The sequence below is a fragment of the Streptomyces sp. NPDC032745 genome, from assembly GCF_055579465.1.
In genome coordinates, this window is the sequence record NZ_JBVING010000012.1 from 158459 (window position 1) to 179039 (window position 20581).

Genomic DNA, 20581 nt, shown 5'->3' on the forward strand with positions numbered 1-20581 from the left:
CGTGTTGCAATAGAGTCCCAGTACGATCCCAGCACGGTCGCGGCAATGACGTCGGCAGTCGGAAATAGGCGGAGGTCCGGACTTGCGTATTCCTGCGCACGCGGTATGCACGGCAATCCGCGACGACATCGTCTCCGGAGTCTTCGAGCCGGGCGGCCGGCTGACCGAGGAGCTGCTGGCCCGCCGGTACGGGGTCTCCCGCGTGCCGGTCCGCGAGGCACTGCGGACCCTGGAGTCCGAGGGCTTCGTCACCACCCGGCGGCATGCGGGAGCCTGCGTCGCCGAGCCCACCGAGCAGGAGGCGGCCGACCTCCTGGAACTGCGGATGCTGATCGAGCCGCTGGCCGCGGCCCGGGCCGCCCGCCGGCGCACCGAGGCCCACCTCAAGGTGCTGCGCGGGCTGGTCAGACTGGGCCAGGAGCGGGCCAGGCGGGGGCAGGGGGAGGACCTGCGGTCCCTGGGCGGCTGGTTCCACGAGACCCTCGCCCAGGCCTCCGGCAGCCCCGGGCTGATCGCGCTGCTCACGCAAATGCGGCACAAGGTCGCGTGGATGTACGCCGTGGAGGCGCCGGCCCGGCCCGTGGAGTCCTGGGCGGAGCACGGGGCGATCGTGGACGCGGTGGCGCGCGGGGACGCCGAGCGGGCGCGGGCGCTGACGGCGATCCACGCGGACCGGGCGGCCGGGGCGCACCGGCTGCGCGTGAGGACTTCGCAACATGCCGTAAACATGGCGGGCGGTCCGCATTAACAAATAGCGCGTATTAATGTGGGGGCGGCGTCCGAATTCGCGGCGCATTGGCGGCGCATTCGCGGTCACCCGGTGCGGGCGATGGAATTCCTGAAAACGACGAAGCCGCGGCCGCCGGAATTCCGGCGGCCGCGGCTTCGTCGCACGCCCGGGGGCGAACCCGAAGGGTCAGACGGTCTCGGGGAGCTCCTCGAGGCCCTCGGCGACCAGCTTCGCGAGGCGGTCCAGCGCCGCCTCGGCACCCTCGGCGTCGGACGCGAGGATGATCTCCTCGCCGCCCTGGGCGCCCAGGCCGAGCACCGCGAGCATGGACGCGGCGTTGACGGGGTTCCCGTCGGCCTTCGAGATGGTCACCGGGACGCCGGAAGCGGTCGTCGCGCGGACGAAGATCGAGGCGGGACGAGCGTGCAGGCCCTCGGCCCAGCCGACGTTGACGCGGCGCTCTGCCATGGTGATGCCCTTCAGGTTCTTACGGTTGTCTAGACCAGTCTCTCACGGCGCCTCGAATGCTCCGACCGACCTTCGGCTCGAATCCTCCGCGGTTCGACCTACCCCAGCTTGCACTCATTTGCCCCTGCTTGCCTCGCGCGCCGCGCAGGAGCTGTCCGGCCGGTCCTGGCCTTAAGATCGCCGCATGACCACCGCGTCGGACCCCTCGTACCCGGCCCACTGGGAAGCGGACGTCGTCCTGCGCGACGGCGGCACCGCCCGGATCAGGCCCATCACCACGGAGGACGCGGGCCGGCTGGTCAGCTTCTACGAGCAGGTCTCCGACGAGTCGAAGTACTACCGCTTCTTCGCGCCCTACCCCCGGCTGTCCGACCGCGACGTGCACCGCTTCACGCACCACGACTACGTGGACCGGGTCGGCCTCGCGGCGACCATCGGCGAGGAGTTCATCGGCACCGTCCGCTACGACCGGATCGGCCCCGACGGCCGGCCCGCCTCCGCCCCCGCCGACGAGGCCGAGGTGGCCTTCCTCGTCCAGGACGCCCACCAGGGCCGCGGGGTCGCCTCCGCGCTCCTCGAACACATCGGCGCGGTCGCCCGCGAGCGGGGCATCCGCCGGTTCGCGGCCGAGGTACTGCCCGCCAACGGCAAGATGATCAAGGTCTTCACCGACGCCGGCTACCAGCAGAAGCGCAGCTTCGAGGACGGCTCCGTCCACCTCACCCTCGACCTCGAACCCACCGCCGAATCCCTGGCCGTGCAGCGCGCCCGCGAGCAGCGCGCCGAGGCCCGCTCCGTGCAGCGGCTGCTCGCCCCCGGCTCGGTGGCGGTGATCGGAGTCAGCCGCTCCGGCGGGGGAGTCGGCGCGGCGGCCCTGCGGAACCTGCGCGACGGCGGCTTCCAAGGCCACCTCTACGCCGTGAACGAGGCCGTCACCACCGACCTGCTGGACGGCGTACGGGCCTACCGCGCGCTCGGCGACATCGACTCCCCGGTCGACCTCGCGGTGATCGCGATCCCCGCCGAGCGCGTCCCGGAGGCCGTGGCCGCGTGCGGCGAGCACGGGGTGCAGGGGCTGGTGGTGCTCTCCGCCGGTTACGGGGAGAGCGGTGCGGCCGGGCTCGACCGGCAGCGCGAACTGGTGCGCCAGGTGCGCTCGTACGGGATGCGGCTGATCGGGCCGAACGCGTACGGCGTGATCAACACCGCGCCGGAGGTCGGGCTCAACGCCTCCCTGACCCCGGCGCCCGCGCCGATCCGGGGCCGCATCGGGCTGTTCACCCAGTCCGGGGCGATCGGCATCTCGCTCCTGTCCGCACTGCTGCGGCGCGGCGAGGGCCTGTCGTCCTTCGTCTCGGCCGGCAACCGGGCGGACGTCTCCGGCAACGACATCCTGCAGTACTGGTACGAGGACGAGGCCACCGACGTCGCGCTGATGTACCTCGAAACCCTGGGCAACCCGCGGAAGTTCACGCGGCTCGCGCGGCGGACGGCGGCCGTGAAGCCGGTGGTCGTCGCGAAGGGCGGCCGGCACACCCCGGCCGGGCACGTGGTCCCCGGGACCAGGCTCCCGGACACCACGGTCTCGGCTCTGCTGCGGCAGGCCGGGGTGCTCCGCGTCGACACCGTGACGGAGCTGGTGGACGTCGGGCTGCTGCTGGCCTCGCAGCCGCTGCCGGCCGGGCCGCGCGTGGCGATCCTCGGCAATTCGGAGTCGCTGGGTGTCCTCACGTACGACGCCTGCCTCACGCAGGGGCTGCGGCCGGGGGCCCCGCTGGACCTGACCACGGCGGCGACGCCGGAGGACTTCCGGGAGGCGCTGGGCACGGCGCTGGGCTCCGCCGAGAACGATGCGGTGATCGTCACGGTGATCCCGTGGGTGAACGAGCAGGAGCCGCAGGACGATCTGGCCGAGGCCCTTCGGGACGCGGTGACCGGGCATCCCGGCAAGCCGGTGGCGGTGGTGCACGTGGAACTGGCGGAGCTGGTCGACGCCCTGTCCCCGGCGGGCCTGGGTGCGGCGCCGCGTCCGGGGGCCCTGCCCCCGCGCCCCCGCGCCTCGAACGCCGGCGGGGCCGGATCCGCGGGCCCGGGTGCCGGCGGGGCCGGATCGGCCGGGGCGGGCCCCGCCGAGCCCTCGGCCGTACGGATCCCGGCGTATCCGGCAGCCGAGCGGGCCGTACGGGCAGTCGCCGAGGCCGTCCGGTACGGGCAGTGGCGGCGGGCCAATGCCGAAGCCGGGCAGGTGCCCGAGTACGAGGACATCGACGAGGCCGGAGCCGCCGCCCAGCTCGCCGGCCTCCTGGCCGACGCCGGCGACACCGTCCTCACCCTCACCGAGGCCGACGCCGCCGCACTGCTCGCCCGGTACGGGATCAGGGTGCTCCCCACCCTGCCCGCGCCCACCGCGGACGACGCGGTCCGGGCCGCCCGGGCCCTGGGCTACCCCGTCGCCCTCAAGACCACCGCCCCGCACCTGCGCCACCGCGCGGACCTCGGCGGCGTACGCCTCGACCTCGCGACCGAGGCCGACCTGCGCCGCTCGTACGAGGAGCTCACCGACCTCCTCGGGACGCCCGGCGAGCTGCTCCCCGTCGTCCAGGCCATGGTGCCCCGCGGGGTCGACACCGTCGTGCGGTCCGTCATCGACCCGGCCGCCGGCGCCGTCCTCTCCTTCGGGCTCGCCGGCGTCGCCTCCGAGCTGCTCGGCGACACCGCCCACCGGCTCGTCCCGGCCACCGAGCGGGACGCCGCCGGGCTGATCCGGTCCATCCGGACCGCTCCCCTCCTCTTCGGCTGGCGCGGCAGCGACCCCGTCGACACCCCCGCCCTCGAGGAGCTCCTGCTGCGGCTGTCCCGGCTGGTGGACGACCACCCCGAAGTGGTGGGAGTCACCCTCGAGCCCGTCGTCGTCGCCACGGAGGGCCTCTCCGTGCTCAGTGCCGCGGTGCGGGTGGCCCACCCGCCCGCCCGCACCGATCTCGGCCCCCGGACACTGCCCAGCTACTGAGCGGGTCCGGAAGGCAGGCCCTCGGGCGCTCGGGGCGCCCCGTACGGGCCTTAAGATGGACCCCATGGCGAAATCCGGTACGACGACCCAGGGGCTGCGCACGGCGATCGAGCGCAGCGGCTACTACCCGGCCCTCGTGGCCGAGGCCGTGGAAGCCGCGGTGGGCGGTGAGCCGATCTCGTCGTACCTGGTCCACCAGGAGACGACCTTCGACTCCAACGAGGTGCGCCGGCACGTCACCGTCCTGGTCCTGACCGGCAACCGCTTCATCGTGAGCCACACCGACGAGCAGGCCGCCGACGCCGGGTCCCCCTCCCCGTACGCGACCACCTCCACCGAGTCGGTCAAGATCGGCGCGATCTCCTCCGTGGTGCTCAGCCGCGTCGTCGCCAACCCCGAGTCGTACACCCCCGGCACCCTGCCCCGCGAGGTCGTCCTGACCATCGGCTGGGGCGCGGTCTCGCGGATCGACCTGGAGCCCGCCGCCTGCGGCGACCCGAACTGCGACTCCGACCACGGCTACACCGGCAACTCCACCGCCGACGACCTCAGCCTGCGCGTCAGCGAGGCCGGCGACGGCCCGGAGGCGGTCCGCCAGACCCTCGTCTTCGCGCAGGCGCTCAGCGAAGCAACGGCAGCCACTTCCACCTCCGCCCGCTGATGGCCTATTCCGCACCGTCGAACTGGGACGAGCCGGAGCTGCTGGACCTCGTCGGCGCCCCCGTTCCGGAGTACGGCACCGGCTCGCTCGCCGACCTGCTGCCGACCCTCGTGGCCGGCCAGGGCGTCCCCGGGTTCACCGCCGCCATCGCCGAGCTGACCCCGGCCGACCGGAACTGCGTGTTCCTGGTCGACGGCATGGGCTGGGAGCAGATCAAGGCCCACCCGGACGAGGCCCCGTACCTGACCTCCCTCCTCGGCAGCTCGCGCGGCGGCACCGGCCGTCCGATCACCGCGGGCTTCCCCGCGACCACCGCCACCTCGCTGGCCTCCGTGGGCACCGGCCTGCCGCCCGCGCGGCACGGCCTGCCCGGCTACGCCGTGCGCAATCCGGCCACCGGCGAGCTGATGAACCAGCTCCGCTGGTACCCCTGGACCCAGCCGAAGCCCTGGCAGCCGTACCCGACCGTCTTCCAGCAGGCCGACAAGGCCGGGGTGGCCACGGCGCAGGTGTCCTCGCCCGCCTTCCAGACCACTCCGCTCACCAAGATCGCGCTGAGCGGCGGCACCTTCCTCGGCCGGATGACCGGCGAGGAGCGGATGGACCTCGCGGCCGAGCGCCTCGCGGCCGGCGACCGCTCGCTGGTGTACACGTACTTCAGCGAGCTCGACGGGGCCGGTCACCGGCACGGCGTGAACTCCGACGCCTGGCGCGGCCAGCTGATGTACGTCGACCGGCTGGTGCAGCGGCTCGCCGAGCAACTCCCGCCGCGTACCGCGCTGTACGTGACCGCCGACCACGGCATGGTGGACGTCCCCTTCGACGAGGAGTCGCGGATCGACTTCGACGAGGACTGGGAGCTGGGCGCGGGAGTGGCCCTGCTCGGCGGCGAGGGCCGGGCCCGGCACGTGTACGCAGTACCCGGCGCCGAGGCCGACGTCCTGACGGTGTGGCGCGAGGTGCTGGGCGACCGGTGCTGGATCGCGAGCCGTGAAGAGGCCCTGGAGCTGGGCTGGTTCGGCGCGCCGGGGGAGTGCGACGAGCGCGTGCTCGGCCGGATCGGCGACGTGGTCGCGGCGGCCCAGGCCGATGTGGCCATCACCGCCTCGCGCAAGGAGCCCAACGAGTCCGCCCTCGTCGGCATGCACGGGTCCATGACCGCCGCCGAGCAGCTCGTCCCGCTGCTCGAGATCCGCACCTGACCGACCGTTTCCTCCTCCGCCCCTGTAGCCCACGACCCGAAAGGTCCCGTACTTCCCATGCCCGAGCTGGTGTTCTTCTCCGGAACGATGGACTGCGGAAAGAGCACCAACTTGCTGGGGAATCCGCCACCTCGCGCGGGGGCCGCCGGCCACCGCTGTGCCACGGTCTGCACGCCCCGAAAGGTCACCCTCCTCTGATGTCCGAATTGGTATTTTTCTCCGGCACCATGGATTGCGGGAAGAGTACTTTGGCGCTCCAGATCGGGCACAACCGGTCGGCCCGCGGGCTCCAGGGCGTGATCTTCACGCGCGATGACCGCGCGGGCGAGGGCAAGCTCTCTTCCCGTCTGGGCTTGGTCACGGAGGCCGTCGAGGCTACCGAGGGCATGGACCTGTACGCGTACCTCGTGAACCAGATCTCCCGGGGCGGCAAGGCCGACTACGTCATCGTCGACGAGGCACAGTTCCTCGCTCCCGACCAGATCGATCAACTGGCGCGCATCGTGGACGACCTCGCCATGGACGTCTTCGCCTTCGGCATCACCACGGACTTCCGCACGAAGTTGTTCCCCGGCTCGCAGCGCTTGATCGAGCTGGCGGACCGCATCGAACAGCTCCAGGTCGAGGCCCTGTGCTGGTGCGGGGCCCGCGCTACGCACAACGCGCGCACGATAGACGGCGAGATGGTCGTCGAGGGCGCCCAGGTCGTCGTCGGCGATGTGAACCGCCCGGCCGGGGAGATCGGCTACGAGGTCCTCTGCCGCCGCCACCACCGGCGCCGCATGACGAGCGGTTCGGCCCAGGCCGGAGCCCTCTCCCCAGACGTCCTTCCGGTCAATCACACCTGATAGCCCGCGGCATGATCGTTCCCGGGGTGGTGTGCGTCGCCGGGGACGGCAGCATGTGGCCAAGTGCTTAGAAGAGACTGGCCTCATTCATGCTTCGAGCCGACCTGACCTGTGCCTTAGCTTGTCGCGACTGCCGTTCTCTGGGCGGCGTGCCGCGTATTCACCGGAGGCGCAGGTTCCGTTGCGTCTGAAGGCGGCAACTCCTGCCCGCGCAGCCTCTCGCTGTTTGTAAGCTCGCCCGGTCTCCTCTAAGCATGTACTGAGCCTAGGTGGCGACGCCTCTGAAGGACCGCCTGGCGCTGTCAGCTATTGATGTCGGCCGGGGGGTGTCAGCTGACCGCTCCCATGATGATCGCCTTGTTGCGACTACGGCCCCGTGGTGCGTCGTTACCCCACACCTCGACTGAGACACCGCTCCTCTCTTGCACGTCACTGAGAGTACTCAGTACATGATGAAGGAAGATCGGGAGAGTGGGTGAGGGTGCACTCGACTCTCAGTAGGAGCGTGAAGGGCGCAGATTCGCTCTGCGCGCATATCATGGCTGGTCGCCTATGAGCTGGGAATCGCCGATCCTGCCCGCGCCGTTCGGCCTGTGATCAGCGAAACGAGTCGCTAACCTTGAATAATGCCGGTATCGAATACAGCCTGAGTGTTATCGCTGAGATAGTCTATCTGGCGAGTGTGAAGATCTCCGGTTGGCAGCCTGGCGTATATGAAGTCATTCCTGGTCGAACCGCAGCACTCACACTGCGTCCGCAGCAGCAGTCGAATTCGGCGATAGATAGGGGCTGCCTGTAGATGGCGTGAGCGCACATGAAGCCCTTGATTGTTCGGGGCCGGGTCTAGCGTATACGTCTCTTCAGTAGCCTTTTCGATAGCCTGGGAGGTGCGCTGCTTGTAGTTCTTTCTGTGAGAATGTTCGACTGCCGCCACCAGTTTCGACATCAGTTCAAACTTGAATTCTGCATTGGAGCTCACTTTGCTTATGCTTTCCTGTTCGATCACTACTTCCGCTTCCTGGCGGATAGTGTTGAGCTCCCGTCGGGTTCCCCCTATGTCAACCTTCAAGAACGTACGGAAGTCGCTCTCTGACCAGCTGTCACCATCTCCGATCGATGCATCAGATATGGACAGCAATTCGAGGTGAACTTTGGGGCCCCTCCACGAGAATCCTAGTCTGTATTCAGACAACCGAGTCGGGTTTTCCGACCTGTGTTTCGCGATGTCTGCCAACGCTTCAAAATAATGCTCCCGAACGCGCTCAGAGAGATCTGAGACGGAATTCTTATTAATGAACTCGGCGAATCTATTTCTCATCGCCTCTTGAAGGTCTCCCGCCTCGGATCTTCCGCTAAATAGAATTCCTCGCAGGTCGGGCTCGATAGCCTTGAGCTCGATAAATAGGTCCGTCCCGAGCATCAGTGGCATGCGCTGGTCGAGCACGGCGACCTTCAGGGGATTCGACCGTGCTACTTCAATGGCTTCTGCCGGGTTGCTCGTATAGAACGTCTCAAGCCCAGTTTCTGCCTCGATCATTCTCGCAAACGATCGACCGGCCCTCTTGTTGTCGTCTACCACGAGAACCTCGACCATATCGCCCTACTTCCCGGGCAAGTGGACAGTCATGGTGAAGCGGCTATCAAAACTGCTGTCTGTGAGTTCCGCTTCCTCATATGCTGTGAGCAGATCCTTCACCATAACGACCCCGAGACCATCGTGCCCTGCCTTCGTTGTCAAGCCTGTCGCGTACAAGATATTGGTATCCACCGGAGCGTCCACACTATTCTCAACAGAGATTGCAATCTGTTTTCCAGGATCTCGCCGGAAAGACAGTCGCACCGTTTCGCCGTCAGGACTTGCCTCGATCGCATTCTCGATTAGCGGGAGTATCAAGGCGAGCAAGTAATTGTTTGAGTATTCTGGCACGGAGTCGGGAAGGTGATTTTCGACAGTGACGCTCTTGTTTACCCTAGTTGAGTAAACGGCTATCGCTCCCTGTGCTGATTCTCGGAGGGATGCCGGCGACCAAGAGTCGGCCGCCGACGAAACTTGTCTCAGCTCACGGAAAGCAGCAAGGCTAGCCTTGCAAAGATCGACGCTTGTCAAAATATCGTGGATCTCTTCAATTTCTGACGTAGTTGCGTTGGATTCCGCCCACCCCCGCGCCGTGGCTTCGATGTGCGCCAGTGGTGTCCTCAAAGCGTGAGCCAACTCGCCAAGCAAGTTGGAACCTCCAGCAACAGGAGGATCTTTGGTTTGAAATTCGCGCGTCAGGCGAGTCGAAGAAGATTGAATGGCCTCGCGAATTCCCTCGGCAACGAACCCGCGAACTTCCTGGGAGAAATCCGACTGAATGGATGTGAAAAGATTCTGCTGCTGCTCTAGCCGCCGCATTATCTCCTCTAGCCCTATCTCCATTCGCCTATTCCGGCGATCAATTCGCTCGTCATACTCTCTCTGTTCAAATTCAAGCATCCTACTCTGCTGAGTTTCGGATCGCTTGTTGTATGACCACAGCACGGCCAAGAGTATGACTGGAGCCCAAAAGCCTACGAGCATTAGGAGAAGTATGCTGCCGGTTTCCAACGTGATCTCCTGGGCCAGGAGTTTTGATGGAGCCGAGGCGCCCCAAGGGAGAGTTCGAGAGCGCCTCATGGTCCACTTCTCTAAATCCAAGTTACGACCATCGGGGAGAGCCTGCACGTCAAGCTGGGCGTGACCGGTACGCAGAGCCTGGCATGCTAGATCGCAGCTAAGCGACGTACGGTCCCGAGTCAGCGTCACCCGACGACGCCTGCTGTCGTCCAGACAGGGATGCTGGCGTGTGCTCTCGGCGAAGTGGCTTGGGCCGGTGTCCTGCCCCGGGGCAGGGTGGAGGCACGGGGCAGGACACCGGTACCGGTACCTGGCAGACGATGGCTCTCTAGCCGTTCATGCGAGTGTTAAGGCCGACGTCTGGAGCGGACAGGAGATCAAGTGCCGGAGCAAGCCAGCCCTCGCGGGACCTACTTGAGGGTCGCTGACGCGCTGAAGACCCAGATCGTGTCTACCGCCGAGATGACTGAGTTGCCGTCACTGTCGCAAGTGATGGACGCCGATAGCATCTCACGGGGCGTGGCGCTCAGGGCGTTTCAGGTGCTCCAGAAAGAGGGGGTAGCCGAGCCAGTGCCCGGTGCTCGGTGGCGCGTGGTCCGCGAAGGGGAGAGTGCGGACCGGCGGCCGTTGGTTGAGCGGGTGGCTGCACTCATCGTGTCTGAGCGGCTGGAAGTCGGGGCAGCGTTCCTGAGCGCAGGCGAGCTGTCTTCGCGACTCGGGGTGTCCCGCCCCACTATCAGCAAGGCGCTGACGCAGCTTGAGGCCGCCGGGGTGCTGAGTGAGGGTGGACAGGGCAAGCGGCGAACGGTTCGGGCTGTTCCGAACCAGGAGGAGACTCGAAGTCTTGACCACCACAGCGCTGAGGGAATGGGCATACCCGCTCGCTGAGTCGCTGCTGGCTGAATAGCTCCCGCGCCGGTGGCAGCACTCCCTCGGGGTCGCGGAGAGGGCTCGCAAGTTGGTGCCGATTCTGGGTGCGGATGCTGAGCTGCTGGAGGCCGCGGCGGTATCACACGACATCGGTTACGCCTCCGCCCTCGCCAAGACGGGGTTCCATCCGCTCGACGGTGCGCGGTATCTCCGGGATACTGCCGGCGCGGACGAACGGGTGGTGCGACTGGTCGCTCACCACTCCTGCGCGTGGATGGAGGCAGAAGCCCGCGGGCTCCGCGAGGAGCTCGAGGACGAGTTCCCGCGCGAGGCCCCTGAACTGGCCGATGCGCTCTGCTTCTGCGATATGAACACCACCCCGGACGGCGTTCTCACCAACCCCGTGGACAGGGTGGACGAGATCGCTGGCCGGTATGGCCCGGACAGCCTGATCGGAATGTTCATCCGTCGCGCGGAGCCCGAGATAGCGCTGTTGCCGGATGGGCTGCCGGCTACTTCCGTCTGACCTCTGCTTCGATGAGGTGAGTTCCGGTGTGGTCGGTCGAAGGGGCCGCGGCTCCCCGCGCCCGCGAGGGCGACCCCAGGGGTGACGGCGGTCTCGCCGGGCCGTGTGCCTTTGAGCAGGCGTGGCCGGATCCGTACGGCAGTCCCAGATCTTGTACGTGATTCCGTCGCCTCTCGGCATCGGGCTGGCTAGGCTTCTTGTACGGGGGCGGGGGCGCCGCTGCACTTTGAGCACCTAGAGACAGGAACGCACTCTCATGCCCGAGGTCAGGGTCGAAACGGTCGCTGTCGATGCGTCAGGCAGCCGCCAGATCGCCAGCAGAACGCGTACCAGCGCTGCCCTCGGAGAGCGTGCCGAGGAATTGGAGCAGGCGATAGTCGAGGCCTCCACCATCGCCCAGCAGTCACTCGCCAGGGTGCCACGGCACAACGGCTGGCAGGTATCTGGCATGGAGGTGACCTTCGGACTGACCCTGGCGGCGGAAGCCGGAGTCATCCTGTCCAAGGCATCGGCCGAGGCGTCGTTCGAGGTCACCTTGACCGTGGAGCGGGCTCCGGAATCCGAATGATCGGCGGCGCGAGCTACTGGGTGGAGCTGTTCCAGGACCGGCAGCGCCTCGGCGGCGGATTTCTGCTGACGCCCCGCTACGTCCTGACGGCGCTGCACTGCTTGCGCGGCCTGACCTCGCCTGACGAGCGCGTGGACATCGTCTTGGCGGACGGCTCTCGGCTGGCGGGGCAGGTCTGCCGCCAGGACAAGGAGGCGGACCTCGCTCTGATCACGGTCTCGGCCGCCTTCGAGGTCCGATTGCCCATCCCCCGTGCTGGTATCGCGCACGGGGGTGACGACTGGCACGGACCGTACCGGCCTGCGGCCGCCGAGGTACATCTTCGGGGACAGGTCGACAGCGGATCCGCCGAGTATCCGTGCGAGGGCGGAGCGGTCATCGAGGCCCTGCAGCTGACGACACACCAACACCTGGGCGACTACTCGGGGTACTCGGGAGGCCCGGTGGTCAAAGGGCTGCCCGAGGATCGGGCGCCATTGATCGTGGGCATCCTCCTGGAGCAGGCACCGGACCGGGCGGAGCCGCACCGTGCCGCCAATGTGCTGTTCGCAGCGACCATCGGTGAAGCGATGCGCCGCTTCGACCAGTTCGACGTGGAGCACCTGATCGACGTACTGCGCCCGGCCAAGCCCGCACCGGAGCAAGCCGTTCAGCGCCGTGTGGAGGAGAGCGGTGAGAGCGGTACGGGCCTGGGGGCGGCGGCCGCCGTTACGGATCTGCTGCTCGACCAGATAGAGAAGTGGACACAGCGCGGGGTGCTGGACGCCTCGCAGAGCAGCGAACTCAAGTTCCTCACCGCGAAGACGTTCATCGAGCGGCAGTCACCCGGGGGTGAGGCATGACCACTGCCTGGCAGGAAGCCGCCACCCAGGCCGAGCGGGCCCTGCGCGGGGACCTCGCGGCCAGGCGGCTCGCCCAAGCCGCCGTCGCCGAGCTGCGCACCCAACCGCCGCCGCTGCACCGTCCCCAGTTCGGCAGGGACCTCGGCTACCTTGCCGCCCTGCTCGACACGCTCGACCTGCTGGAGGAGTCACACCGGCTGATCGAGCACGTGGTGGGGCGGATCTTCTTGGATCCTGCGTCCGCCGACCTCTCCCACGAGGGCCGCAACAACCTCGCGGTCGCGCTGGCAGACCGCGGCGAGCTCACCGCCGCGGCCGCCTTGCTGTCGACCATGGTGGTCTTCCCCCGGCCGGGCGGGAACGGATCGTCTCTGGAGACGGCACGCACGCTGGCCAATGTCGCGGCGATCAAGCTACGCCAGGGCGCGTCGACCGGAGCCGGCCAGACAGCCGGGCAGGCTCTTCAGCTCCTGCCCCGTGGTGAGCAGTCCGAGGACGGTCTCGACGTGCGGTTGCTGACCGAGTCGGTACTGGCCGCGGTCGCGCGACTGGAACGACGGCACGAGGACGCGGACCGCTGGGTGGACGCGATCGCCGAAACAGCCCGGCAGCTCACCCGTCTTCTCGGCGGCGATCACCCGAAGGGCCTGGCGGCGCTGATCACCCTGGCTCGGGCCGAGTTCGAGTCGGCCAAAGCTGTCAATGACAGCGAGAGAATGGAACGTGCCACCGACGTCCTGGCCGTCACCGCCCAGAAGGCATCCGCGACTCTGGGGCCCCGTCATCCGCTCGCGTTGTCCGCCCTGGCCAACCTGGCGACCACCGAGTTCGAGTCCGCCCGTACGAACCAGGACGAACCCCGCCTCCAAGGCGCACGCGCTCTGGTCGCGGCCGCGGTCAGGCCGTCGGCCGACGAGCGGCGCGACATCACCCGGAAGCGAGGACTGGCGGACGTTTCCCGCGGACCTCGGTCCACCACCAACATGCTGCGCTTCAGCGTGCTCGGACCGGTGCGGATCTGGCGCGACAACGAGCCGCTCCCCTCCGGCAGCCCCCAGCAGCGCGCCCTGCTCGCCGCGCTCCTGCTCCGCCAAGGACGCACCGCCACCGCGCCCGAACTCATCGACGCCATCTGGGGCGAGGACCCGCCGCAGCAGGCACTCGCCACCATCCGTACTTACGCCGCCCGGCTACGAAAGACGCTCGATCCCGGACTCCTCGTCTCCGAATCCGGCGGTTACGCCATCCGCACCCCCGCTGATTCCCTCGACCTCGGCATCGCCCGCCACCTCGCCGCCGATGCCGACCGCGCCCGCGCCGCCGGAGATCACGCCCTCGCCCGTACGCTGATCGCCCGCGCACTCGACCTCTGGGACGGTGAGCCGCTCACCGGGGTCCCGGGCCCGCACGCCGACACCGAGCGCACCCGGCTCGTCGAATGGCGCCTCCAACTGCTCGAGATCCGCATCGACCTGGACCTGCAAGCCGGACGCCACGCCGAGACCGTTTCCGAGCTCATCGCGCTCACCTCCGTCCACCCGTTGCGCGAACGACTCCGTGAGCTGCTCATGCTCGCCCTCTACCGCAGCGGCCGGCAGCCCGAGGCCCTTGCCGTCTACGCCGACACCCGACGGCTCCTCGCCGACGAACTCGGCGTCGACCCGACCCCTGAGCTCATCACCCTCCACGGGCGCATCCTGCGCGACGACCCCGAACTCGCCTCGCCGATGGCATCGCACACGGCGATCACCACCACTCTGGTGATCGCTCCCCCCGCGCAGCTGCCGGCCACCGTCCCCGATTTCACGGGCCGCGACGCCCTCATTGCCGAACTCAGGGGGATCCTGTCCGGTGCGGGCGGCTCAAAGCGTGTGCTCGCCCTGTCGGCCTTCGCCGGCGTCGGCAAGACCACCCTCGCCGTGCACGTCGCGCACGCGGCCCGCCCGGACTTCCCCGACGGCCAGCTCTACGTCGACCTGCAGGGCAATGCGCCCCGGCCCGCCGAGCCCGGGACCGTACTCGCCGCCTTCCTGCGCGCCCTGGGAGCAGCCGACGACGCGATACCCGATGCGCTGGCCGAACGCTCCGCCCTCTTCCGTTCGATGCTCGACAGCCGTCGGCTGCTGGTCCTCCTCGACAACGCGCGAGACGCCGCCCAGGTGCAGCCGCTGCTGCCCGGCACGGGCCGCAGCGCCGTCATCATCACCAGCCGTGTGCGGATGATGGCTCTCCCGGGTGCGCACCTGGTGGACCTGGACGTGATGAGCCCGGAGGAGGCCCGGCTACTGTTCACGCGGATCGTAGGGCCGGAGCGGGTGGCCGCGGAGCGCCAGGCCGCCCTCGACGTGGTCGGCGCCTGCGGCTTCCTTCCGCTCGCCATCCGCATCGCCGCCTCCCGGCTCGCCGCCCGCCGCACCTGGACCGTCTCCGTCCTCGCCGCCAAACTCGCCGACGAGCGCCGCCGCCTCGACGAGCTGCAGGCCGGCGACCTCGCCGTCAAAGCCGCCTTCGAACTCGGCTACGGCCAGCTGGAACCCTCTCAGGCCCGGGCGTTTCGCCTCCTCGGCCTCGCCGACGGGCCCGACATCTCGCTGCCCGCTGCAGCCGCCGTACTCGACCTGCCGGAGTACGAAACCGAGGACCTGCTGGAATCACTGGTCGACACCTCCCTACTGGAATCCGCGGCACCCGGGCGCTACCGGTACCACGACCTGGTACGCCTCTACGCGCGGGCGTGCGCGGAACGCGACGAGCAGCCTGCGAGCGAGCAGGCCGCTGCCCTGTCACGCCTGGTGGACTTCTATCTGGCGACGGCCGCTGCCGTGTACGCGCTGGAGCGTCCCGGCGACCGGCTGCTTGAGCACCTGTCCGTAGCCCGCCGCGCGGGGCTCGTCTTCGAGGACGCGAGCGAGGCGGTGGACTGGCTGTACGGGGAGGCCGCCTGCCTGTTGGCATGCGTACGGCAGCAGGCGGCCGCGGGCTCGGAGGCACAGGCCGCGGACCTCCTGTGGGCGGCGAAGGACCTGGCCGACGCGGGAGCGGACGCGAGCCAGTACGAGACCACCGCCACGGCCGTACGGGAAGCGGCGCGGGCGGCGGGCGACGCGGGCGCGGAGGCCCGTGCCCGGATCGCCTACACCTCGCTGCTCCTGACATCCGGGCGGTTCGAGCAGGCCGACCAGGAGGCGCGGATCGCGGTGGAGCTGGCCCGCGCCAGCGGCGATCCGCTGCCGGTGGGGGCGGGTCTGCACGACCGTGGGGTCATCGCGGCCTACCAGAACCGGCACGCGGAGGCCGAACGGTTCCTGACCGAGGCGCTCGTGGCGTACCGCGCCGACGGGAACCGGCTCGGCGAGGCCGGCGCCCTGAGCGTCCTCTCCCGGGTCCGCGTGGACATGGGCGGGCCATCCGACGGCATCGAGCCTGCCCGCCGGGCACTGGCCATCTTCAGCTCCATGGGCCTCACCTTGCGGGAAGCCAACTGCCGCTACGCGCTGGGCATCGCGCTCACCCAGACCGACCGCCCGGCCGAGGCGCTCGAGGAACTGTCCAAGGCGCTGACGCTCTTCCAAGAGCACCAACAGCGGCTGTGGGTGGGAATGACCAATTTCCGGATGGCCGAAGCCCACCTCGCCGCCCGCCAGTACGAAGCCGCCGCACTGCACGCGCAGCGCGCCCTCGCCCTGGGCAGTATCGGAGGCGAGCGGCGCCGGGCCGGTGTCCTCACCGTGCTGGGCCGGGCCTGGGACCGCCTCGGACGGAACGAAGAGGCCAGGGTGTGCTGGAGCGAGGCGCTGAGCATCTACGAGCGGGTGGGAGGCCGACCGGAGACGGCAGACTTCCGAGACCTGGCCACGTCGGGGCTCATCGCCGTATGACGGTTTGGGGGAACATCGATACTGAAGTTCCCCCAAACAGACACAGCGGCGCGCGTGCCGGTGGGCTGGGCCGGGGTGGACGGTGACGCATGAAGTTCCCCCAAGGTCGGGTAGTTGAGGCCTCTTACACGGCTCGGTGCTGCAGCCAAGTGCTTGGAAGGTGGCTGCTCCCAGCTGCTTCACGGGCGCTGTGACGTGCACGGACGCGTTGCGGAGGTGGAAACCCTCAGCGTCGGCCGGTTTTCCGGGAAGCGTGGTGCGGGGGCGTGGGCGACCGGGCGTTTGCGCTCCGTCGCCCGCGCCCCGCTCACTGCTGGCTGAGCATCACCGCCAGGGCGTGGCGCCGCAGGGTACGGGACGCCTGGGGTAGGCGGTGTGCCTGCCTGACAGGCAGCGACAGCGCCACGCACTCGGGTGCCGGGCCAAGGGTCGTGGCCACCTCCGCGCAGACTGTGCCGAGGGCGTACTCCCGGAGGTCGAGTGCGAGTTCCGTGTCGGACATATGGTCGAGTTGGTGGAACAGGGCCCGCTCTGACGTGATCGTGCGGAAGGTGAGGCGCTGGATGTGGCGGCGCGCCAGGTGATCCATGCGTCCGTCGTAACCGAGCTGGGACAGGAGGCACTTCCCAACCGCGGTCGCGTGTGCGGCGGCGCGGAACTCCACCCACTCCTCGACGGGGGGCGTCCCCGGTCCGGAGGCGAGGGCGGTGATGACCACCTCGGCCTCCTCGTAGCGGGCCAAGTAGACGGCGGCTCCAACGGCGTCCCGGATGAGAGCCAGGGTTTGCTGGAGCAGGCTGCGGTCCTGCATTTTGTCGGAACCCCAGAAGAACCCTCAGCTCACAAGGCACATGCGGAAGCCGCAGACGAAGGGCGAGCATTGAGCGGACCTGTCCACGGACGGCAGTGGAGATCCCAGAGCACGCAATGTCATGGGGGGACGCTACCCATACATGGTGAAGGAGATCGGCTACGACGTCCTCTGCCACCACCACAGGCGGATGACGAGCGCCGCCCATGCGGGCGCACTCTCGTCGGACGTCCTTCCGGTCACGTTTGGCTGACCTACCCTGCGACGGGCTCCCTCGCGGAGATCGAGGGCGCCGGCAGGGGAACCATGGGTCGGCGGTCTGCGAGCCTCCTGCGATGACCGTGAGCGTGTCCGACCACGCGGCGGCAACCCCTCCGGAGACTGGTCGGCTGCCGACCGGCTCGCGGCGTTCGTATCCACCGCCAACGCGACGATCTTCACGTCGTGCCGGGGGGCTTCGACTCAGTGCTGGATGTGTTCCCGTCGGCGGGGGGTGGCGGTCGAATCGACCGTGTCGACAGAGAGCCGGAGAGGGCAGAGAACGCGCGGTGTCATGCCGTCCACGCCATGGACTGATGGTGGATGCCCCTGCAAAAGGACTTTGGCTCTCCAGATCGCGCACAACCGTGACGCGCGGGGCCGGCAGGGTGTCATCTTCACCCGGGACGACCGGGCGGGCGAGGGCAAGCTGTCCTCGCGCCTGGGTCTGGTGACGGAGGCGGTCGAGGCGCCGGAGGGCATGGACCTGTACGCGTACCTGGTCGCGCAGATCTCCAAGGGCGGCAAGGCCGACTACGTGATCGTGGACGAGGCCCAGTTCCTGGCCCCCGAGCAGATCGACCAGCTCGCCCGCATCGTCGACGACCTCGGCCTGGACGTCTTCGCCTTCGGCATCACCACCGACTTCCGCACGAAGCTGTTCCCGGGCTCGCAGCGTCTGATCGAGCTGGCGGACCGCCTCGAACAGCTCCAGGTGGAGGCCCTGTGCTGGTGTGGTGCCCGCGCCACGCACAACGCCCGTACGGTGGGCGGCGAGATGGTCGTCGAGGGCGCCCAGGTCGTCGTGGGCGATGTGAACCGCCCGGCGGGGGAGATCGGTTACGAGGTCCTGTGCCGCCGCCACCACCGCCGCCGCATGACCTCGGCCGCCGCCCGTGCGGGCGCCCTCTCCCCGGACGTCCTTCCGGTCAACCACGCCTGACCGCCCGCAGGAAGGCGATCCTGCCGGTCCCTTGGCGGGACTACCCACGTTGGTGATGGCCCCCGGCCGGCGCCGCGGGCGAGACTGGTCAGACTTCAGACGTGCAGGGCGTCGGCAGCCGTGCCGGGAGTGACCTTCCTGTTGGCCGTCCACAGCAGCACGCCATCCGAAGGCTTCACTTGACGGTCGGCAGCGGGAAAAAGGGCTGGGGATGCCATGCGGCAACTTGAAGTAGCACTGATCGGCGCAGGACTGATAGCACGCTTCCACCTGGACGCGTGGACCACCGTCGGGGCGTCCGTGCGCGTCTACTCCACCGACGGACGCGCCGGGGAACTCGCAGCCGAATTCGGCGCCAAAGCCGTCGGTTCCCTGGACGAGGCGCTGGACGGCGCGGACGCCGTGGACATCTGCACCCCGACGGACAGCCACTACGACATAGCCATGACCGCCATCGCCGCGGGCGTGGGGGTGGTCTGCGAGAAGCCGCTGGCGGCCAGCACTGCCGAGGCGGAGGAGATCGTCGCCGCGGCGGAGCAGGCCGGCGTACGCCTCTACCCGACCCACAACGTACGGTTCGCCCCGGCGTACGCCCGGCTCCACGAGCTGGTGGCGGCAGGCAGCCTGGGCACGGGCACGGTCGCCCGGTTCACCGTCGCCGGTTACCACCCGCGGCCCTGGACCGGCCACGCATCCGCGCGTTCGGGCGGGATCCTGACCGATCAGCTGCTGCACGGCGTCGACATCGCCTACTGGGTCTTCGGAGATGTCGTACGGGTGCACGCCTCCTATCAGGGTGAGATCGCCGCACCCGCCCCGACCGGGGCCGTCGGTGTCGGAACCGTCGTTCTCACCCACGCCAGCGGCGCGCTCAGCCAGGTCGTGGGCCGGTGGACGGCGACGCCGCAACCGCCCTTCCGCCTCACCTACCGCGTCTCGGGTACGGGCGGGACGGTGCACTACGACTCCGAATGGCCGCAGGAGATCCAGGTGTTCGGCGATGCGGCCGCGAACTTCGGGCACTTCGGGGAGAAGCCGTTCGTCTCCGAAATCCGCGAGTTCGCCCAGGGATTCCTCGGCGGTCCCGAGCCCCGTCTGGGGCCGCGGGACGCGCTGGCCGCCATCCGCATCACCCAGGCCGCCGCGGAGTCCGCATGGACCGGACGTGCCGTGGAACTGACCGTGAAGGGGGCCGCATGAAGGTCGCTGTGTTGTCGTTCGCCCACGAGCGCGCCGCGACGTACGCCCGGCTGCTGAACGACATGCCCGGCGTCGACCTGGTCATCGCGGACCCTGACGGTTCGCCGGATGATCCGGCTCGGGGTCACGCCGTGGCCCGGCAGCTCGACACGCCGTACGCGGGCAGCTGGGACGAGGTGTTCGCGCTGCGCCCCGAGGCCGTGGTGGTCACGAGCGAGACCGGCCGCCGCCGGGAACTGGTCGAGCGGGCTGCCCAGGCCGGGGCACACGTGTTGTGCGAGCAGCCGCTGGCAGCCGGGGAGGCGGACGCGCAGGCCATGGTGCGCGCCTGTGAGGACGCGGGGGTGCAGCTGACCCTCGTGTCACCGGCCTGCTTCAGCCCGGCCTTCACCGCCGTGCGCGAAGGGCTCGCCGACGGTGCGGCCATCGGCAGGCTGACGACCGTTCACGGGGCGTACAACAGCCCTGCGGCCGCGGAACGGGAGGACGGCGGAGCGCTGGGTGCCAACGCCGCCTTCCTGCTCGACATGGTGGACGCGGTGCTCGGCGGGGAGCCTGCGGAGCAGGTGTACGCGCAGTCGAACAGCCTCCTCGGTGCAGAACGGGGCGCCCCGAGCGCGGCACTCGTCACGGTGCGCTATCCGAGCGGGACGGTCGCATCCATCGACTGCAGCCGGAGCGTGGCAGCGCACCCGTCGGCAGTGGACGGACCGACGATGAGCTTCGTCGGTGACCGGGCGAGCGTGGAGTTCAACGCCCGCCCTCGGCTGCTCGGCGGGTTCGACGCCGCCACGGCCGGTGACCGGTGGGAAGCGGGCGGGGCCGACCTGTACGCCGTCATGCTCGGCGAGTTCATCGCCGCCGTCGGTCAGGGACGCGGAGCCGGCCCGGACGGCGCAGCCGGAGTCCGTACGCTCCGGGTCCTCCAAGCGGCCCGTGCATCGGCGCGATCCGGCCAGCCCGTCGATCTGGCAGCGCCCGTCGGCTGAGGCGCGGCGATCTCGGCTGCGTCTCGGACACAGCCGTAGGCGAAGCTCCTGGAGAAACGGTGGACCTCGGTCATGACACCGTTCACCAGGAGCTTCGCCATTTCTCCGGGGCCACCCACCGGCCCTACCAGGCTGAGGGATGTTTTGCCGCCGGGGCCCGGCCTAGTCTGACCTGAGAGAT

At 69.1% G+C, this 20581-nt stretch carries 16 protein-coding genes and 2 pseudogenes; 14 read left to right on the top strand and 4 right to left on the bottom strand.

The window, feature by feature from the left end:
• Positions 1 to 82: 82 nt before the first annotated feature.
• Positions 83 to 748 carry a GntR family transcriptional regulator gene (locus tag ACZ5WG_RS28370; RefSeq protein ID WP_468726813.1) on the top strand — a complete coding sequence of 222 codons (666 nt, stop codon included), beginning with the start codon at positions 83 to 85 and terminating at the stop codon, positions 746 to 748.
• A 168-nt stretch (positions 749 to 916) separates the two neighbouring features.
• Here the strand turns inward: ACZ5WG_RS28370 and ACZ5WG_RS28375 are convergent, their stop codons facing one another.
• On the bottom strand, positions 917 to 1198 hold the full coding sequence (locus ACZ5WG_RS28375) for an HPr family phosphocarrier protein (protein ID WP_266635998.1): 282 nt from the start codon (positions 1196 to 1198) through the stop codon (positions 917 to 919).
• Between the two features lie 184 nt (positions 1199 to 1382).
• Here ACZ5WG_RS28375 and ACZ5WG_RS28380 point away from each other — a divergent pair, with 184 nt between their 5' ends.
• The 4 genes from ACZ5WG_RS28380 (at position 1383) to ACZ5WG_RS28395 (ending at position 6919) form a co-directional block, all read left to right on the top strand.
• Positions 1383 to 4208, top strand: a complete 2826-nt coding sequence (locus ACZ5WG_RS28380; protein ID WP_468726815.1) for a bifunctional acetate--CoA ligase family protein/GNAT family N-acetyltransferase — start codon at positions 1383 to 1385, stop codon at positions 4206 to 4208.
• A gap of 55 nt (positions 4209 to 4263) precedes the next feature.
• Entirely contained in the window at positions 4264 to 4869 is a 606-nt protein-coding gene (locus tag ACZ5WG_RS28385; RefSeq protein ID WP_078864899.1) for a DUF5998 family protein, read from the top strand.
• On the top strand, positions 4869 to 6071 hold the full coding sequence (locus ACZ5WG_RS28390; RefSeq protein ID WP_468726816.1) for an alkaline phosphatase family protein: 1203 nt from the start codon (positions 4869 to 4871) through the stop codon (positions 6069 to 6071). The genes ACZ5WG_RS28385 and ACZ5WG_RS28390 overlap by 1 nt, the downstream gene beginning before the upstream one ends.
• A gap of 197 nt (positions 6072 to 6268) precedes the next feature.
• A complete protein-coding gene (locus ACZ5WG_RS28395) occupies positions 6269 to 6919 on the top strand; it encodes a thymidine kinase (RefSeq protein ID WP_468726817.1) in 651 nt (216 codons plus the stop codon).
• 613 nt (positions 6920 to 7532) lie between these two features.
• Here the strand turns inward: ACZ5WG_RS28395 and ACZ5WG_RS28400 are convergent.
• Together ACZ5WG_RS28400 and ACZ5WG_RS28405 are read right to left on the bottom strand one after the other, a co-directional pair.
• Positions 7533 to 8513 (bottom strand): response regulator transcription factor, encoded by a 981-nt coding sequence (locus tag ACZ5WG_RS28400; protein ID WP_468726819.1) that lies wholly within the window; start codon positions 8511 to 8513, stop codon positions 7533 to 7535.
• 6 nt (positions 8514 to 8519) lie between these two features.
• Positions 8520 to 9506 (bottom strand): sensor histidine kinase, encoded by a 987-nt coding sequence (locus ACZ5WG_RS28405; protein ID WP_468726821.1) that lies wholly within the window; start codon positions 9504 to 9506, stop codon positions 8520 to 8522.
• A gap of 390 nt (positions 9507 to 9896) precedes the next feature.
• Here ACZ5WG_RS28405 and ACZ5WG_RS28410 point away from each other — a divergent pair, with 390 nt between their 5' ends.
• From ACZ5WG_RS28410 to afsR, 5 genes and pseudogenes are all read left to right on the top strand, one after another.
• Complete coding sequence (locus tag ACZ5WG_RS28410; protein WP_468726822.1) at positions 9897 to 10403, top strand: GntR family transcriptional regulator; 507 nt, start codon at positions 9897 to 9899, stop codon at positions 10401 to 10403.
• Positions 10375 to 10911, top strand: a pseudogene (locus tag ACZ5WG_RS28415) (HD domain-containing protein). Before ACZ5WG_RS28410 ends, ACZ5WG_RS28415 begins: the two are co-directional and overlap by 29 nt.
• Before the next feature lie 256 nt (positions 10912 to 11167).
• Positions 11168 to 11479: a CU044_2847 family protein gene (locus tag ACZ5WG_RS28420; protein ID WP_031149171.1), complete on the top strand. Its 312-nt coding sequence runs from the start codon at positions 11168 to 11170 to the stop codon at positions 11477 to 11479.
• Positions 11476 to 12321 carry a S1 family peptidase gene (locus ACZ5WG_RS28425; RefSeq protein WP_468726823.1) on the top strand — a complete coding sequence of 282 codons (846 nt, stop codon included), beginning with the start codon at positions 11476 to 11478 and terminating at the stop codon, positions 12319 to 12321. Before ACZ5WG_RS28420 ends, ACZ5WG_RS28425 begins: the two co-directional genes overlap by 4 nt.
• A 944-nt stretch (positions 12322 to 13265) precedes the next feature.
• Positions 13266 to 16199, top strand: coding sequence for an SARP-family global regulator AfsR (gene afsR, locus ACZ5WG_RS28430; protein WP_468726914.1), 2934 nt, complete (start codon positions 13266 to 13268; stop codon positions 16197 to 16199).
• Positions 16200 to 16506: 307 nt separating this feature from the next.
• On the opposite strand, the gene ACZ5WG_RS28435 is transcribed toward afsR, so the two are convergent.
• A complete protein-coding gene (locus ACZ5WG_RS28435; protein WP_468726825.1) occupies positions 16507 to 17010 on the bottom strand; it encodes an IclR family transcriptional regulator domain-containing protein in 504 nt (167 codons plus the stop codon).
• Positions 17011 to 17161: 151 nt separating this feature from the next.
• On the opposite strand from ACZ5WG_RS28435, the pseudogene ACZ5WG_RS28440 reads away from it, so the two are divergent.
• From ACZ5WG_RS28440 to ACZ5WG_RS28455, 4 genes and pseudogenes are all read left to right on the top strand, one after another.
• A pseudogene (locus ACZ5WG_RS28440) lies at positions 17162 to 17263 on the top strand (thymidine kinase); the annotation flags it as partial.
• Between the two features lie 300 nt (positions 17264 to 17563).
• Entirely contained in the window at positions 17564 to 18211 is a 648-nt protein-coding gene (locus ACZ5WG_RS28445) for a thymidine kinase (RefSeq protein ID WP_468726826.1), read from the top strand.
• Positions 18212 to 18427: 216 nt separating this feature from the next.
• Positions 18428 to 19411 carry a Gfo/Idh/MocA family protein gene (locus ACZ5WG_RS28450; RefSeq protein WP_468726828.1) on the top strand — a complete coding sequence of 328 codons (984 nt, stop codon included), beginning with the start codon at positions 18428 to 18430 and terminating at the stop codon, positions 19409 to 19411.
• Positions 19408 to 20400, top strand: coding sequence for a Gfo/Idh/MocA family protein (locus ACZ5WG_RS28455; protein ID WP_468726829.1), 993 nt, complete (start codon positions 19408 to 19410; stop codon positions 20398 to 20400). The genes ACZ5WG_RS28450 and ACZ5WG_RS28455 overlap by 4 nt, the downstream gene beginning before the upstream one ends.
• Positions 20401 to 20581 lie beyond the last annotated feature (181 nt).

Bases quoted from the DNA above. Each gene is read 5' to 3' on its own strand.
- ACZ5WG_RS28375 (WP_266635998.1), bottom strand. From the start codon at position 1,198: ATGGCAGAGCGCCGCGTCAACGTCGGCTGGGCCGAGGGCCTGCACGCT.
- ACZ5WG_RS28380 (WP_468726815.1), top strand. From the start codon at position 1,383: ATGACCACCGCGTCGGACCCCTCGTACCCGGCCCACTGGGAAGCGGAC.
- ACZ5WG_RS28385 (WP_078864899.1), top strand. From the start codon at position 4,264: ATGGACCCCATGGCGAAATCCGGTACGACGACCCAGGGGCTGCGCACG.
- ACZ5WG_RS28390 (WP_468726816.1), top strand. From the start codon at position 4,869: ATGGCCTATTCCGCACCGTCGAACTGGGACGAGCCGGAGCTGCTGGAC.
- ACZ5WG_RS28395 (WP_468726817.1), top strand. From the start codon at position 6,269: ATGTCCGAATTGGTATTTTTCTCCGGCACCATGGATTGCGGGAAGAGT.
- ACZ5WG_RS28400 (WP_468726819.1), bottom strand. From the start codon at position 8,513: ATGGTCGAGGTTCTCGTGGTAGACGACAACAAGAGGGCCGGTCGATCG.
- ACZ5WG_RS28420 (WP_031149171.1), top strand. From the start codon at position 11,168: ATGCCCGAGGTCAGGGTCGAAACGGTCGCTGTCGATGCGTCAGGCAGC.
- ACZ5WG_RS28425 (WP_468726823.1), top strand. From the start codon at position 11,476: ATGATCGGCGGCGCGAGCTACTGGGTGGAGCTGTTCCAGGACCGGCAG.
- ACZ5WG_RS28435 (WP_468726825.1), bottom strand. From the start codon at position 17,010: ATGCAGGACCGCAGCCTGCTCCAGCAAACCCTGGCTCTCATCCGGGAC.
- ACZ5WG_RS28445 (WP_468726826.1), top strand. From the start codon at position 17,564: ATGCCGTCCACGCCATGGACTGATGGTGGATGCCCCTGCAAAAGGACT.
- ACZ5WG_RS28450 (WP_468726828.1), top strand. From the start codon at position 18,428: ATGCGGCAACTTGAAGTAGCACTGATCGGCGCAGGACTGATAGCACGC.
- ACZ5WG_RS28455 (WP_468726829.1), top strand. From the start codon at position 19,408: ATGAAGGTCGCTGTGTTGTCGTTCGCCCACGAGCGCGCCGCGACGTAC.